The following is a 15,647-nucleotide window of genomic DNA, read 5'->3' on the forward strand; positions in this document are numbered from 1 at the left end:
GTCGACACCCACCCGCGACTCGATGTGGCCGAACTCGCGGTCGCCGTGGGCGGCTTGGTTGAGGTTCATGAAGTCCATGTCGATGCTGGACCAGGGCAGTGACAGGTTGTACTGGGTGTGCAGGTGCAGCAGGGGCCGGTCCAGGGCACTCAGGCCGGCGATCCACATCTTCGCGGGGGAGAAGGTGTGCATCCACACGATCACGCCCACGCAGGTGTCGGAGGAGCTGGCCTCCTGGCAGATCCGGCGGATCGCGTCGGCGTCGGTGAGGACCGGCTTCCACACGATCCGAAGGGGGATCGGGTCGGCCGAGTCGAGTCTTTCGGCGATCTGCCGGGCCTGATGGGCGACCTGCTCCAGTACGTCGTCGCCGTACAGGCCCTGGCTTCCGGTGAGGAACCAGATCTCCTGGTCGGCGGACGGCGTTTCGGGTGTGGGCATGACGCGTTCCTTTCGGTGGACCAGCGGTGGAGCAATGGGGCGTTGTGCGGGCGCAGGGGCGGGGCCGCTAGGCGGACGCCTCGGCTCGGATGTGGCGTAGGCGGTGCATGACGTCGTTTGTGCCGCGGCCGAAGTAGTCGTGCAGGAGCTGGTATTCGGCGTAGAGGCGGTCGTAGGCCGCGGCCCGCTGGGGGTCGGGCAGATAGACGCCGCGGTCGGCTTTGCCCATCGTCCGGGCGGCGGCCTGGATGTCCGCATACGCGCCCGCCGCCACGGCGGCGTGCATCGCCGCGCCCAGCGCCGGCCCCTGCGTGGAGGCGATCACGCCAAGGGGACGGCGGGTGACATCGGCATAGATCTGCATCAGCAGGGCGTTCTTCGTCAGACCGCCCGCGATGATCAGCTCCTCCACCGGGACCCCGGAGGTCTCGAACGCCTCGATGATGGTGCGGGTACCGAACGCGGTCGCCTCCAGCAGGGCCCGGTAGACGTCCTCGGGCCGGGTGGACAGGGTCAGGCCCACGACCACGCCGCTGAGATCGTGGTCGACCAGGACGGAGCGGTTGCCGCTGTGCCAGTCCAGGGCGATCAACCCGTGCTCACCCACCGCCTGTCCGGCCGCGAGGGCCGTCAGGTGCTCGTGCGGGTCACGGCCGAGCGCGGCGGCCTCTTCGGCGTACGCGGCGGGCAAACTGGTGCGGATGAACCAGCCGAAGATGTCACCCACGCCGCTCTGCCCGGCCTCATAACCCCACAGCCCCGGCAGGATCCCGCCGTCGACGACCCCGCACATGCCCGGCACGGTGCCTTGCTGGTCGGAGCTCATCACATGGCAGGTGGAGGTGCCCATGATGGCGACCATCTGCCCCGGATCCACCGCCCCCGCCGCGGGCGCCGTCACATGCGCGTCGACATTGCCCACGCACACCGCGATGCCTTCCGGCAGACCGGTCCAGGCGGCTGCCTCCGCGGTCAAGGTGCCCGCGAGGTCGCCGAGTTGGCCGATCGGGTGCTCCAGCTTGTCGGTCACGAAGTCGGCGAAGGCGGGGTTGAGGGCGGACAGATACTCCCGCGAGGGGTAACTGCCGTCCTGGTACTGGCCCTTGTAACCGGCGGTGCAGGCGTTGCGGAGGTAGCTCCCGCACAGCCGCCACACGATCCAGTCCGCCGCCTCCAGCCAGCGCTCGGTGCGGGCGTAGAGCTCCGGGTCCTCCTCCAGCAGTTGCAGCGCCTTCGCGAACTCCCACTCCGAGGAAATCTTCCCGCCATACCGTGCCAGCCACGGCTCCTTGCGCTCCGCCGCCAGCACCGTGATCCGGTCCGCCTGCGCCTGCGCCGCATGATGCTTCCACAGCTTCACATACGCGTGCGGACGGCCGGCGTACTCCGGCAGATCACACAACGGGGTGCCATCCGCCAGCACCGGCAGCACCGTGCACGCGGTGAAGTCCGTACCGATCCCGATGACCTGCTCCGGCCGCACACCCGCCGCCTCCAGCGCCGCCGGCACCGCGTGGCGCAGCACGTCGAGATAGTCGGTGGGCACCTGCAGAGCCCAGTCCGGGGGCAGCCGGGTGCCGTCCGGCAGCGCCCGGTCCAAGACCGCATGCGCGTACACATGCTCGGCACTGCCCAACTCCGCACCGTCCCGCACCCGGACCACCACGGCCCGCCCGGACAACGTCCCGTAGTCCACTCCGACGACGCAGGGCTCCGGGCTGTCGGCTGTCTCCTCCACGGCGTTCACCATTCGCCTCCTCCACTGGGGTGTTCGATGGGGGTATTCGACATATCGATCGCTGTTCGGCTTTCTGAAGACGCCGAGGCGGATCCGCGCGGATCGGCGGAACGGACGTGGCGCTAGCTGCGGCTGCGGCCGAAGTAGCGGGCGCGCACCCGGTCGAGCAGGATGGCGACGCCGAGGACCGCTCCCTGCACGACCTGCTGGTCGTAGGGGCTGACCTTCAGGGCGAGCAGACCGTTGGTGATGAACTCCAGCAGGATCGCGCCGGCCGCGATACCGGCGATACGGCCCTCGCCGCCGGAGAGCGACATCCCGCCGACGACCGCCGCGGCGATCGCGGTGAGTTCCCAGCCGGCGCCGACCGAGGGGTCCGCCACGTTCATCCGGCCGATCACCAGGACGCCGACCACGCCCGCCAGCGCGGCGCTGGCGACGTAGGTGGACGTGATGCGCCGGGCGGTGGGGATGCCGGCGAGTCGCGCGGCTTCCTTGTTGCCGCCGACGGCGTAGATCTGCCGGCCCACATAGGTGCGCTCCAGCACGAACCAGGCGACGACGGCCGCGGCGACGAAGAACAGCGCGGGGACCGGGACTTCGCCGATGTAGTACTGGCTGAGGTTGCTGAACATCGGGTCGAGGTTGTTGATGGGGGAGCCGCTGGTGATCGCCAGTGCCGTGCCCTGCGCGACGGTGTAGGTGACCAGGGTGATCACGAAGGGCGGCACGTTCAGGCGGGTGACCATGATGCCGTGCCAGAGGCCGACGGCCCCGCAGATCACCAGCGTGAGCAGGATGGCGAGGGGCGCGGGGAGGCCCTCGTTCACGTTCATCCAGGCGGCCAGGATGCCGGCCAGACCGGCCAGCGCGCCCACCGAGAGGTCGATGCCACCGGTCAGGATGACCAGCGACTCGCCGATCGCCAGGATGCCGACCTGTGACAGGTCGCGGCCCATCACCTGTAGGTTGCCCACGGCGGTGTACGTCTCCGCGTTGGCCGCGATCCCGACGAACACCAGCACACAGGCGATGATCACGCCGGCTTCCGGGGAGGCGGCGAGCTTGCGGGCGAGGCTCGTTACGGCCGGGCGTGACTTCGGCGCGGCCTCCTCGGGGGCGAGCGTGCTCTGCGCGCTCATGCTGTGGCTCCGTTCGTCAGTTGTTCCTGGTCGGACTTGCCTTGGCCGGGCCCGTCCTGGTCGGACGTGCCCCGGCCGGGGTTTTCCGTGTCGAGGGACGAGGTTCCGGCCGCGGCCGTCATGATCAGTTCCTTGGTGGCGTCGGCCCGGTCGATGACCGTGACGACCCGGCCGTGGTTCATCACCGCGATGCGGTGGCAGATCCACAGCAGCTCCTCCAGCTCGGAGGAGGCGACCACCAGCGCCATGCCCTGCTCGGCCGCCCGGTCGATCAGTTTGTAGATCTCCGCCTTCGCGCCCACGTCCACACCGCGGGTGGGTTCGTCGAGCAGCAGCAGACGCGGTTCGGCGGCGAAGGCGCGGCCGAAGATGGCACGCTGCTGGTTGCCGCCGGACAGTGAGCCGATCGGCTGCTCCACCGACTGCATCCGTACATTGACGTTCTCGGCGATCTTCCGCGCCTCGGCGCGTTCGCGGCCCGGGCCGAGCAGGCCCCGGGTGCTGATCCGCCTGAGCACCGAGACGACGACGTTGGACCGGATCGAGGCGAACAGCACCAGCGACTGTTCCTTGCGGTCCTCGGGGATCAGCGCGATCCCGGCCGCCACGCCGTCGCCCGCGCCCTTGGGGTGGTAGGCCTCACCGCCCAGCAGCATGCGGCCGCCCGTGGAGGGCTGCGCACCGGCGATCGTGTGGACCAGCCGGCTGCGGCCCGAGCCCATCAGCCCGGCCACGCCCAGGATCTCGCCCTCGCGCACCTCCAGGTCGACCGGTCCGAGGCCGTCCGCGGTCAGGTCCTCGGCCCGCAGCAATACCGGGCTGGTCGCCGGCGGGGCCTTCGGCTCGCCCTGCGCGACCTCACCGCCGACCATCTCGCGGATCAGCCGTTCCTCGGTGGCCTCGTCCGGTTCGAGGTCGGCCACCAGTCTGCCGTTGCGCAGCACCAGGACACGGTCGCTGATGTCGCGCACCTCGTCGAGCCGGTGTCCGATGAACAGCACCGTGCCGCCGCGTTCGGCCAGTTGCCGGGCCAGGCCCAGCACCATCTCGGCCTCGACCGGGCCGAGGGAGGAGGTCGGCTCGTCCAGGATCAGCAGCCGGGGCTCGCGTCCCCAGGCCTTGGCGATCTCGATCATCTGCCGGGTCGGCACCGGAAGCGTGCGCACCTCCCGGCTCACCGGGATCGTCTCGGCGGACAGGCCGATCTCCGTGAGCATGGCCTTCGCCTCGGCCCGCTGTGCGGCACGGTCCACCAGGAACCGCCGCCGCGACTCGCGCGGACGGCGGCCCAGCAGCAGGTTCTCCGCGACCGAGAGCTGGCCGACCAGAGGGAACTCCTGGGAGACCATGGCGATGCCAAGCTGTCCCGCCGCCTCGGTGGACCCCGCGGCGAGGGGCTCGCCGTGGATCAGGATCTCGCCGCCGTCCCGGTGGACCGAGCCGGCCAGCGTGCCCATCAGCGTGGACTTCCCGGCGCCGTTCTCACCGACCACGCCGATCACCTGGCCGGCGTAGAGGTCGAGCTCCGGCAGGTCGAGGACGCGCACCGGTCCGTAGGACTTGTGCACTCCCCGCAGCCGCGCGGTGACCGCGCGGCCAGGGGCGTTCTTCTCGGCCGCCATGCTCAGCCGATCCCGAGCTTCGACTCGAGGGCCTGGTAGGCGCTGAGGTCGGACTTGGTGACCAGGCCCACGCCGGAGTTGAGGGTCGATCCGTCCTTCTCCAGGTAGGGCTTGACGAGCGCCATCGTCTTGTCCTTGCCCAGCACCTTCTCCGCCGCCAGGATGTACGCGCCGGTGTAGCCCTGCTGGTACGGCATCTGCACGACGGTGCCGGAGATGGTGCCGGACTGGATGAACTTCAGCGTCTGGGCGTCGGAGTCGTCGGAGACGATGTGCACCGACGCGGTCTTGCCGGCCGAGGTCACCGCCTGTGCCAGGGCGGGCCCGTCGTAGGAGTAGACGCCGTAGAGGCCGTTGACGTCGGGGTTGTTGGCCAGGATGGTCTCGGCGTCCGAAGTGGCGGTGCTGGCCTGGAGGTTGTCGTTGACCTTCTGGGCGACGGTGATCTGGGTGCCCTTGATCGCGGCCTCGAAGCCGGCGATGCGCTGGGTGGCGTTCGACGCGGTGAGCGAGCCGACCAGGATGGCCACCTTGCCCTTGCCGCCGAGCACCTGCTTCATCGCGGTGCCCGCCTGGAAGCCGGCGGTGTAGTTCGGGGTGCCCAGGTAGAGCGAGGCGGCGTCGGTGCCCGGCAGCGGCGAGTCGATCGCCAGGACGTCGATGCCCTTCTGGACGTCGGTGTGGATGGTGCCGGCCGCCGAGGTCGGGTCGATCGCCGAGATCGAGTAGCCGGTGACGCCCTGCGAGCGCAGTGTCTCCAGCTCGGAGTTCTGCTCGGTCAACTTGCCGTTGGGCGGGGCGAAGTAGGTGCACTTGCTCTTCGCTATGCCGAGGTCCGAGCAGCCCTTGAGGAAGCCGACCTGACCGGCCTTCCAGTAGTCGGCGGCCACGTTCACGACCATCGCGATGTCGACCTTGGACAGGTCCTTGCCGGCCAGCGCGGACTTCAGCGCCGCGTCGAGCTTGGCCATGTTCGTCTGGTTGAAGGTGACCGAACCGGCGAGCGTGACCGGGGCGGCGGCAGCGCTGGAGCCGGAGCTCGGGTTGGAGCCGGCCGAGCTGGAGGACCCGCCGGCGTTCTTGGAACAGCCGGCCGCGGTGAGTGAGATGAGTACCGCGGTCGCGGCGGCCACGGTGCGGGATCGTCTGGTACGCATCATTGCTGATCAGCGTCCTTCTAGGCGTGTCTGGGCAGGGTGAACCCACGGCGGTGGGCGGTGGGTGGATCGGGTGTGACGGGATGACGGCCCGGTCTCGGCTCGGCCGGGGGTGGAGGGCGGCGCGGACGCGCCGGTGGTGATCTCGTCGGGTGCCCTGGCGGGCGAGCGGTCGGCTGTCGCCGAGTGGAAGCCGATCGTGGTGACCGTGGGGGAGGCGGTACGGTCGGCGGCAGAGCGCGTCTGACGGTGGGTCAGAGCGGGGGCCGACGGGCGGGAAGGGGGATCACTCCTGCCCGACTGGCGTGAGCTTGGCGGTCGTTCGCTGTCCGGCGTTCACCGTGTGGGTGCCTCGGCCGGCGGTGGTGCCGGAGCCGGACGGCCGGATGGTGCGTCAACTGCTAGAGGCCCATGGGGAGTTCCTTTCTCTGGTGGGTCCGTGGGGGCCAGGTCTCCGTGCGGTTCGGTGGTGCGTCCCGGCGATGCAGGTCAGCGCCGCGGACGGGTGGCGGAGGTACGTACCACGAGGCTGGGCGGGATGACGATGTGCGGTGTGTCGCCGGACGCCGGGATCCCGGTGTCCGGATCGCCGACGATCTCGATCAGGGCCCGCAGGGCCCGGCGGCCGAGTTCGTCGAAGTCCTGACGGACGCTGGTCAGTGAGGGGCCGAAGTACTCGGTCTCCGGCATGTCGTCGAAACCGACGACGCTGATGTCCTCCGGTACTCGGAGCCCGGCCTGCTGCAAGGCGCGCAGCAGACCCAGGGCCATGTGGTCGTTGGCGCAGAACACCGCGGTGACCTCGGGGTCGGCGGCGAGTCGTTGGCCGAGTTCGTATCCGGTGCCGGCCGTCCAGTCGGCGCCGGCCAGTGGTTCGGTCACCCGGGCACCCCGCTTGTCCAGGGTGTTGCGCCATCCGGTCTCGCGCTCCTGCGCGTCGAGCCAGGAACGCGGCCCGACCAGGTGGTGCACCGTGCGATGACCGAGGTCGAGCAGATAGGAGGTGGCGAGCTCGGCACCCGCCTCGTTGTCCACGGCGACCGAGGCCAGCGCGGTGTGGGTGCCGCAGCCGACCGCGACCAGGGGCACGTCGGGCGGTACGTTCGCCAGGGCGCCGACCGCGGAGGTCTGCGGCGCGATGACGATGATCCCCTCGACGCCCTGGGCCCGGAGCCGGTCGACGGCGTCCAGGACCGAGCGCCGGTCGAGGGTGCCCACGGCGGCCACGGTGACGAAGTACTCGTGCTCCCTGGCCGCCTGCTCGATGCCGTAGAGCATGCAGGCAGGGCCGTACAGCGTGGTGTTGAAGCTGATCACACCCAGGGTGCGGGTGCGGCGGGTCGCCAGGGTGCGGGCGGCGGCGTTGGGGCGGTATCCGAGCTCTCGGACGGCGGCGAGCACACGGTCCCGGGTGGCCGGGCGTACGTTCGGATGGTCGTTGAGGACACGTGAGACGGTCTGGTGGGAGACGCCCGCGACCCGGGCCACGTCCGCCATCACCGGTGCACGATCCGCTTCCATGCTCCACCTCCTCACGCATCATCGCGTATCCAGGCTCCCGCGCTCTCTCCGGTGGGGAGGCGGCGCGTCGTGGGGAATTGTTAGCGCACACATTCTGAGGGGGTCAAGGCGCCCCATTCGCTCTCTTGCGGAATTCTTACATCGGGCGAACAGCCCCTGGAACCACCCTGACCTGGTGCTCTGTCACCTCTGATGCCGGTGGGGTGCGGCCGGTGCGACCTCGGGGGCAAAGGAGTTCATGACTCTTGTTGCCACACTCTTGACTGTTCAACAGTGTTGACCGGGTGTTCATCCCGGCGTAAAAAGGCGTCGTTACGCGACTGGCCGATCATCGTCAACCGGTCCAGAACGGTGCAGAAACAACGCCCCCGCCCGGCTCCGACAGGAGCGGCCGACAGGTCGAACGCACCCCTGTCCCCTGCGACTCGGATGAGTGGCGGCATCCGGGACGACTCGTTGTTAGCGCTCACAAATCGCTGCCGAGCAGGTCGAGATCCCCCTCGCTCCCCGCGCACGCGGCGCCGGGTCGGAGAAGACCGCGAGAAAGAAGAGGTTCACAGTGACAGCCAGACAACTGCGCACGGGGCTCCGGCTGAGGGTGGTGGGGGCGGTCCTCGCACTGCTCGCCGGCGTCCTGGCCGCGCTCGGCACCGCGGGCACCGCCCAGGCCGCGAGCTCGCTGCCGTGCGACATCTACGCCGCCGCGGGAACTCCCTGCGCCGCGGCGCACAGCACCACGCGCGCGCTCTACGCCTCCTACAGCGGCTCTCTCTACCAGGTCAAGCGGGCCTCGGACTCCGCCACCACGAACATCGGCGTGCTCAGCACCGGCGGCTACGCCAACGCCGCCGCGCAGGACTCCTTCTGCTCGGGGACCACCTGCGTCATCACCAAGATCTACGACCAGAGCTCCAACCACAACGACCTGACCATCGAGGGCCCGGGCGGCAACGGCGGCCAGGACGTCGGTGCGATCGCCAACGCGCTGCCGGTCACGGTCGGCGGCCACGCGGCGTACGGCGTCTTCGTCTCCGCCGGTGTCGGCTACCGCGACAACAGCACCACGGGCATCGCCACCGGCAGTTCTCCCGAGGGCACGTACATGGTGACCAGCGGCCACCATGTCAACAACCGCTGCTGCTTCGACTACGGCAACGCCGAGACGTCCGGCGACGACACCGGCAACGGTCACATGGACGCGATCAACTTCGGTACCGAGTGCTGGTTCTCCTGCACCGGTTCCGGCCCCTGGGTCGAGGCGGACCTGGAGAACGGTCTGTTCTTCGGCGCGAACGGCGCCTACTCCGGCAACACCGGCATCTCCAGCGAGTACGTCACCGCCATGGAGAAGAACAACGGCACATCGGCCTACGCGATCAAGGGAGGCAACGCCCAGTCGGGTTCGCTGAGTACGTTCTACAACGGGGCCTTGCCCACCACCAGCGGATACAACCCGATGCAGAAGGAAGGCGCCATCGTCCTGGGCACCGGCGGTGACAACAGCAACGGGTCGGACGGCTCCTTCTTCGAAGGCGTGATGACCTCCGGCTACCCGTCCGACGCCACCGACAACGCCGTACAGGCCAACGTCACCTCCGTCGGGTACACCACCCCGACCGCGAGTTTCCCCGTCGCCGGCACCGCCTACCGCCTGACCAACACCAACTCCGGCAAGGTCCTGGACGCGGTGAACTGCGGTACGGCCAACGGCACGTCGATCGACCTGTGGGCCTCGCTCGGCAACACCTGCCAGCAGTGGAAGTTCGCGAGCGCGGGCAACGGTCACTACACGATCACCAACGTCAACAGCGGCACCGTCCTGGACGACAAGAACTGCGTCCAGAGCAACGGGACGGCCGTCCAGTTGTGGGCCTCCCTCGGCAACACCTGCCAGCAGTGGGACGTCACCAAGGTCGGCAGTCACTACACGATCTCCAACGTCAACACCGGTATGACGCTGGACGTCACGAACTGCGGTACGGCCAATGGCACGGTGGTGCGCCAGTGGCAGCAACTCGACAACACCTGCCAGCAGTGGGACATCGCCCCCTGACACCTGACACCTGACACCTGACGTCCGGCACCTGACACCGAGTCACCGACGGCCCGCCGAACCACGGCGGGCCGTCGTGGCCCCCCGCACCGCCGGCGGCCCCAGTCATCGCAAGAGTGTCCTCCCGCCCCATTGTGTTGAGCCTTGTGCAGCTTTACTGTTCGGCTTTGCCTGAGTCTGTTCGATGATGATTGGTCAGGCGAGATGGAGGCCGCAGTGCGGGGAAAACGGATCGTTTCAGAAGTGGCGAGACCCGGTCGCCGTAGAGGGTGGAGGGCGGTCCTCGCGACCGCCGCGACCTTCGCCCTGGCAGCGGGGATGACGGCGCCCGCCGTGGCGCGGGACACCGGCGGAGGGACACCCGCCGCGGCCCCCGCCGCCGGCGCCTCACCCCACACCGTGAGTCTCGACGGCTACTCGTTCCTCGTCGACGGCAAGCGCACCTATCTGTGGTCCGGCGAGTTCCACTACTTCCGGCTTCCGAGCCAGGACATGTGGCGCGACATCTTCCAGAAGATGAAGGCCGCCGGCTTCAACTCCACCTCGCTCTACTTCGACTGGGGCTACCACTCGCCGAAGCCGGGCGTGTACGACTTCACCGGCGTCCGTGACGTCGACAAGCTCCTCGACATGGCCGAGGAGGCCGGCCTCTACGTCATCGCCCGTCCCGCGCCGTACATCAACGCGGAGGTCGACAGCGGCGGTCTGCCCGGCTGGCTGACCACCAAGGCCGGCCACAACCGCAGCGACGACCCGCAGTTCCTCAAGTACGCCGACGAATGGCTGACCCAGATCGACCGGATCATCGCCCGTCATCAACTCACCAACGGCACCGGCTCGGTCATCGCCTACCAGGTCGAGAACGAGTACTACAACGGCTCGGCCGCCGCCCGCTCCTATATGCAGCACCTGGAGGACAAGGCCCGCGCCGACGGCATCACGGTACCGCTGACCGGCAACAACAACGGCACCTTCAACTCCGGCACCGGCGCCCTCGACGTCGACGGCCCCGACTCCTACCCGCAGGGCTTCGACTGCTCCAACCCCTCGAAGTGGAACGGCGTCCCCGACATCAGCTACGACCACCCGGCCGGAAAGCCCCTGTACTCACCGGAGTTCCAGGGCGGCGCCTTCGACCCCTGGGGCGGCCCGGGCTACGACAAGTGCGCCGAGCTCATCAACGACCAGTTCGCCAACGTGTTCTACAAGCAGAACATAGCCGTCGGCACCACCGCGCAGAGCTTCTACATGACCTACGGCGGCACCAACTGGGGCTGGCTGAGCATGCCCCAGAACTACACGTCGTACGACTACGGAGCCGCGATCCGTGAGACCCGCCAGCTCGATCCGAAGTACTACGAGGACAAGCTGATCGGGTACTTCACGCAGTCGGTCGCCCCGCTGACGAAGACCGAGGCCATCAGGGCGACCCCGCCGGACGACTCCGCGGTCGTCGACACCGCCCGGATGAACCCGGACACCAGGACGCAGTTCCACGTGCTGCGGCACGGCAACTCCACGTCCACGGCGGTCGACAGGACGCACATCTCACTGGACTTCAACGCCCAGCCCTCCGCCGACACCAGCTACACCTGGGACGACCCCGACTCCGCGCTGCAGTACACCGGTTCGTGGTCGCACGTGGCCAACACCAGCTACACCGGCGGCGACTACAAGCACACCGAGTCCTTCTCCAACAAGGCGGGCGACTCGCTCACCGTCCCCTTCGACGGCACCGCGATCCGCTGGATCGGCTCGAAGACCAACAACCACGGCTACGCCGACGTGTACCTCGACGGCACCAAGGAGGCCACGGTCGACGACTCCGGCAGCGAGAACCAGGCCGTGCTCTTCCAGAAGACCGGTCTGACACCCGGGGCCCACACACTGAAGATCGTCGTCGCCGGCAGCCACAGCTCGGGATCCACGGACAACTACGTGGCCGTCGACGCCATCGACGTGCCCACCGGCACCGCCGCCGAGCAGCCGACCTACCCGGTCGTGCCCCAGGAGCCGGGCACCGCGATCACGCTCGACGGACGCGACTCGCATGTGATCGTGGCGAACTACGCGCTCGGTGACTCGCAGTTGCAGTACTCCACCTCCGAGATCATGACCCACGCGACCATCGGCGACCGGGACGTCGCCGTCCTCTACGGCGACGCGGGCAGCGACGGCGAGACCGTCCTTCGCTACTCCTCCAAGCCCACCGTGACCACCACCGACGGTACGGCCACCACCACCTGGGACGCGACCACCGGCGACCTGCGCCTCAACTACACCCACAAGGGCCTGACCCGGATCAGCGTCACCGGCGGCGGAAAGCGCCCGCTCCTCCTGCTCGTCGGTGACAAGGCGACCGCGGAGACCTTCTGGCGCCAGGACACGGCGAGCGGCCCGGTGCTCGTCCGCGGCACCCATCTGCTGCGGACCGCCACCAGCCTGGACGACGGCCACACCGTGGCACTCACCGGCGACAACGCCGACGACAGGAACATCGAGGTGTTCACCGCCGCCGGCCATGTCACCTGGAACGGCAGGGCGGTGAAGACCCGTGCCACCGACACGGCAAGCCTCACCGGCACGATCCCCGTCGCCGCCGCGATCCACCTGCCGGCCCTGACGAACTGGAAGCACGCCGAGGAGTCCCCCGAAGCGGCCCCCGGCTTCGACGACTCCAGCTGGCAGGTGGCCGACAAAACGACCACCAACAGCGTCTCCGGCGTCAACTCACTGCCCGTCCTCTACGCGGACGACTACGGCTTCCACACCGGCAACACGTGGTACCGCGGCCGCTTCCGCGCCGGCGGCAAGGAGACCGGCATCCATCTGGTCTCGGACTCCGGCGGCGACGCGCAGGCCTTCTCCGCCTGGCTCAACGGCACCTTCCTGGGCAGCTCCACCACGGGCAGCGCCGACTTCACCTTCCCGGCCGGCGCGGTCAAGTCCAAGGGCGACAACATCATCTCCGTGCTCACCGTCAACATGGGCCACGAGGAGGACTACAACTCGACCAACGGCAACAAGACCGCCCGCGGTCTGACCAGCGCCTCCCTCACCGGGGCGCCGCTGACCTCGGTCACCTGGCGCGTGCAGGGCGTACGCGGCGGCGAGGACCTCCAGGACACGGTCCGCGGCCCGCTCTCCACGGGCGGCCTGTACGGCGAGCGGGCCGGCTGGTCCCTGCCGGGCTACCCGGACGGCAAGTGGAACCGGGTCTCCCTGCCCACGGCCGACACCCGCCCCGGCGTCTCCTGGTACCGCACCGACGCCGAACTCGACCTGCCGCACGGCCAGGACACCTCGCTCGGCCTGACCTTCACCGACGACCCGTCACGCAAGTACCGCGCCACGATCTTCGTCAACGGCTGGCAGGTCGGCAACTACGTCAACTACCTCGGGCCCCAGCACACCTTCCCGGTCCCGAACGGAATCCTGAACCCGGACGGCCACAACAGCATCGCCATCGCCGTCTGGAACCTCGACGGCACCACCGGAGGACTCGGCAAGGTCGCCCTCACCGACTACGGCAGCTACGCCTCGTCCCTGCGCGTGGCGCAGAACGACAGTCCCCGCTACGACGCCCGTACGTACGCGATGCCCAAGCGCCCGGGTACGGACGTCACCCTGGACGTGCCGGACACCGCGCAGCCGGGCCAGTCCTTCACCGCCCGGGCGACGGTGCTCGTGCCCGAGGACCGGCCGTCCGCCACCCGTCTCGCCGCCACGCTCTCCGCCCCCGACGGCTGGAGCGTGACCGCCACGAGCTCCACGTCCCTCAAGCGCCTGTACCCCGGCGAGTCGGCCGTCTTCAGCTGGAAGGTCCAGCCACCGGACGGGACACTGCCGTCCGCCTCGGCGCTCACCGCCACGGCCCGGTACACACAGAGCGGACGGCAGGCCACCAACGCCGACGAGCGCATCGTCGGCGGTATCCCGCCCGCCCCGCCGGCCGGGAAGAGCGCCGTGAGCGACCTGCCCTTCCTGTCCTCCACCAACGGATGGGGCCCGGTGGAACGCGACACCAGCGTCGGCGAACAGGCGGCCGGTGACGGTCGTACGATCACCATCGCCGGAGTCACCTACGCCAAGGGCCTGGGCACCAACTCGGTCAGCGACGTCCAGCTCTACCTCGCCGGGAACTGCTCCCGGCTCACGGCCGCCGTCGGCGTGGACGACGAGACCGGCGGCGCGGGAACCGTGACGTTCTCCGTGATCGCCGATGGCAGGACCCTGGTGACCACACCGACCATCAGCGGCAGACAGGCCGCGGTGCCCATCGACGTCGACGTCAGCGGCGCCCAGGTGGTCGACCTCCGGGTCGGCGACGCGGGCGACGGAAACGGCAACGACCACGGCGACTGGGGGACCCCGACCCTGACCTGCGGCTGACGCCCGCCCGACGGACCGCCGCCTCGCACCAGGCGGCGGTCCGTCGTGCGGACAACTACTGCACATGCCGTCCCGGATGTCCCCCGAACTACGCAAAAGAAAAGCAGCGGACATCCCTCGGGGTCTCGGCGGCTAGGGCTGTTGCTTCACCACCACAGCCCGACCGCACCCCGAGGAGGTACGCCGTATGGCAAGCACCCACCGCGTGGCCCGGATCAGCGCCGCGCTGACTGCCCTCGGCACGCTCAGCATGACCGCGATCCCGGCCGCGTCCGCCGGGCCGCTGTCCGACCGCGGCCCCGTGCCCAGTGCCGCACAGACGCTGGGCGCCGACAAGCCGTCGCCACAGGTTCTGAGCGCGCTGCAACGAGATCTGCGTCTGACACCCACTCAGGCGGCCGCCCGTCTGGTCAACGAGGCGGAGGCCGGCACCCGGGCGGGCCTCCTGCACAGCGCGCTGGGGACGAGCTTCGCGGGCGCCTGGGTCCAGGGCGCGACCTCGGCCACGCTGACCGTCGCGACCACCGACCGCGCGGACCTTCCGCTCATCAGGGCTCAGGGCGCCAGGGCCGTGGTCGTCCGCTGGGGAATGAACGACCTGCAGAAGGTGAAGCAGAAGCTGGACCTCGCGGCCCAGCGCGCCGGGACCACCGACGCGCCCGTGTGGTATGTCGACGTCCGGACGAACCGAGTGACAGTACAGGCCACGAGCCGATCGGCGGCCAGGGCGTTCGTCAAGGCGGCCGGCGTCGCGACGGACCGCACGGCCATCCGTCTGTCGGCCGAGCGGCCACGCCTTCTGAAGGATCTGGTCGGCGGAGACGCCTACTACATCGACGCCGCGGCACGCTGCTCGATCGGCTTCTCCGTCACCAAGGCGCAGCAGCAGGGCTTCGTCTCGGCCGGCCACTGCGGCAGACCGGGTTCCAGGACCGCCGGGTACGACCAGACCGATCAGGGCACCTTCCAGGCGTCCACGTTCCCGGGCAAGGACATGTCCTGGGTGGCCGTCAATGCCAACTGGACCGCCACCCCCGACGTGAGGGCGGCGAGCGGCCAGCGGGTGCAGGTCGCCGGATCCGTGCAGGCACTGGTCGGCGCCTCGGTGTGCCGCTCCGGTTCCACCAGCGGCTGGCACTGCGGCACCATTCAGCGGCTCGGCACGACCGTCCGCTACGCCGAGGGCACCGTCAACGGGCTGACCCAGACGAACGTGTGCGCGGAACCCGGTGACTCCGGAGGCCCCTTCATCGCCGGCGCGCAGGCCCAGGGCGTCACCTCGGGCGGCTCCGGGGACTGCACCAGAGGGGGAACCACGTTCTTCCAGCCCGTCAACCCGATCCTCGGCGACTTCGGCCTCACCCTGAAGACCACGAGCCAGACCACCGCGACCCCCGTGCAGAACAGCGGGCAGACCGACGTCTGGAGTGCGGGACGGGTCTACCAGGAGGGGGCGACGGTGAAGCTCGGCACGGCGCTCTACCGCTGTCTGCAGACCCACCAGGGCCAGAGCGCCTGGGCACCTGATGTCACCCCGGCCCTGTGGCAGCGCATGTGACGTTCCAGTCCGCCCGGGCGCGG

General features: G+C 69.5%; 8 protein-coding genes and 1 pseudogene. 3 read left to right on the top strand and 6 right to left on the bottom strand.

Annotated elements, in window-relative coordinates; genetic code table 11:
* The 6 genes and pseudogenes from ABZT17_RS37050 to ABZT17_RS37075 all read right to left on the bottom strand — a co-directional run.
* Positions 1 to 441, bottom strand: a pseudogene (locus ABZT17_RS37050) (L-arabinose isomerase); the annotation flags it as partial.
* 67 nt (positions 442 to 508) lie between these two features.
* Complete coding sequence (gene araB, locus ABZT17_RS37055; protein WP_356355786.1) at positions 509 to 2,191, bottom strand: ribulokinase; 1,683 nt, start codon at positions 2,189 to 2,191, stop codon at positions 509 to 511.
* Positions 2,192 to 2,301: 110 nt separating this feature from the next.
* Complete coding sequence (locus ABZT17_RS37060) at positions 2,302 to 3,321, bottom strand: ABC transporter permease (protein ID WP_356355788.1); 1,020 nt, start codon at positions 3,319 to 3,321, stop codon at positions 2,302 to 2,304.
* Entirely contained in the window at positions 3,318 to 4,943 is a 1,626-nt protein-coding gene (locus tag ABZT17_RS37065; RefSeq protein WP_356355790.1) for a sugar ABC transporter ATP-binding protein, read from the bottom strand. The genes ABZT17_RS37060 and ABZT17_RS37065 overlap by 4 nt, the downstream gene beginning before the upstream one ends.
* 2 nt (positions 4,944 to 4,945) lie before the next feature.
* Positions 4,946 to 6,100 carry a substrate-binding domain-containing protein gene (locus tag ABZT17_RS37070; RefSeq protein WP_356355792.1) on the bottom strand — a complete coding sequence of 385 codons (1,155 nt, stop codon included), beginning with the start codon at positions 6,098 to 6,100 and terminating at the stop codon, positions 4,946 to 4,948.
* 489 nt (positions 6,101 to 6,589) lie between these two features.
* On the bottom strand, positions 6,590 to 7,621 hold the full coding sequence (locus tag ABZT17_RS37075) for a substrate-binding domain-containing protein (RefSeq protein ID WP_356355794.1): 1,032 nt from the start codon (positions 7,619 to 7,621) through the stop codon (positions 6,590 to 6,592).
* A gap of 559 nt (positions 7,622 to 8,180) precedes the next feature.
* Here ABZT17_RS37075 and ABZT17_RS37080 point away from each other — a divergent pair.
* The 3 genes from ABZT17_RS37080 (at position 8,181) to ABZT17_RS37090 (ending at position 15,624) form a co-directional block, all read left to right on the top strand.
* Positions 8,181 to 9,674, top strand: coding sequence for an arabinofuranosidase catalytic domain-containing protein (locus ABZT17_RS37080; protein ID WP_356355796.1), 1,494 nt, complete (start codon positions 8,181 to 8,183; stop codon positions 9,672 to 9,674).
* A gap of 216 nt (positions 9,675 to 9,890) precedes the next feature.
* Complete coding sequence (locus ABZT17_RS37085; RefSeq protein ID WP_356355797.1) at positions 9,891 to 14,066, top strand: beta-galactosidase; 4,176 nt, start codon at positions 9,891 to 9,893, stop codon at positions 14,064 to 14,066.
* A gap of 187 nt (positions 14,067 to 14,253) precedes the next feature.
* Positions 14,254 to 15,624 carry an alpha-lytic protease prodomain-containing protein gene (locus ABZT17_RS37090; protein ID WP_356355799.1) on the top strand — a complete coding sequence of 457 codons (1,371 nt, stop codon included), beginning with the start codon at positions 14,254 to 14,256 and terminating at the stop codon, positions 15,622 to 15,624.
* The last annotated feature ends 23 nt before the right edge of the window (positions 15,625 to 15,647 follow it).

Source organism: Streptomyces sp. NPDC005648, from assembly GCF_040605395.1.
Lineage (GTDB): Bacteria > Actinomycetota > Actinomycetes > Streptomycetales > Streptomycetaceae > Streptomyces.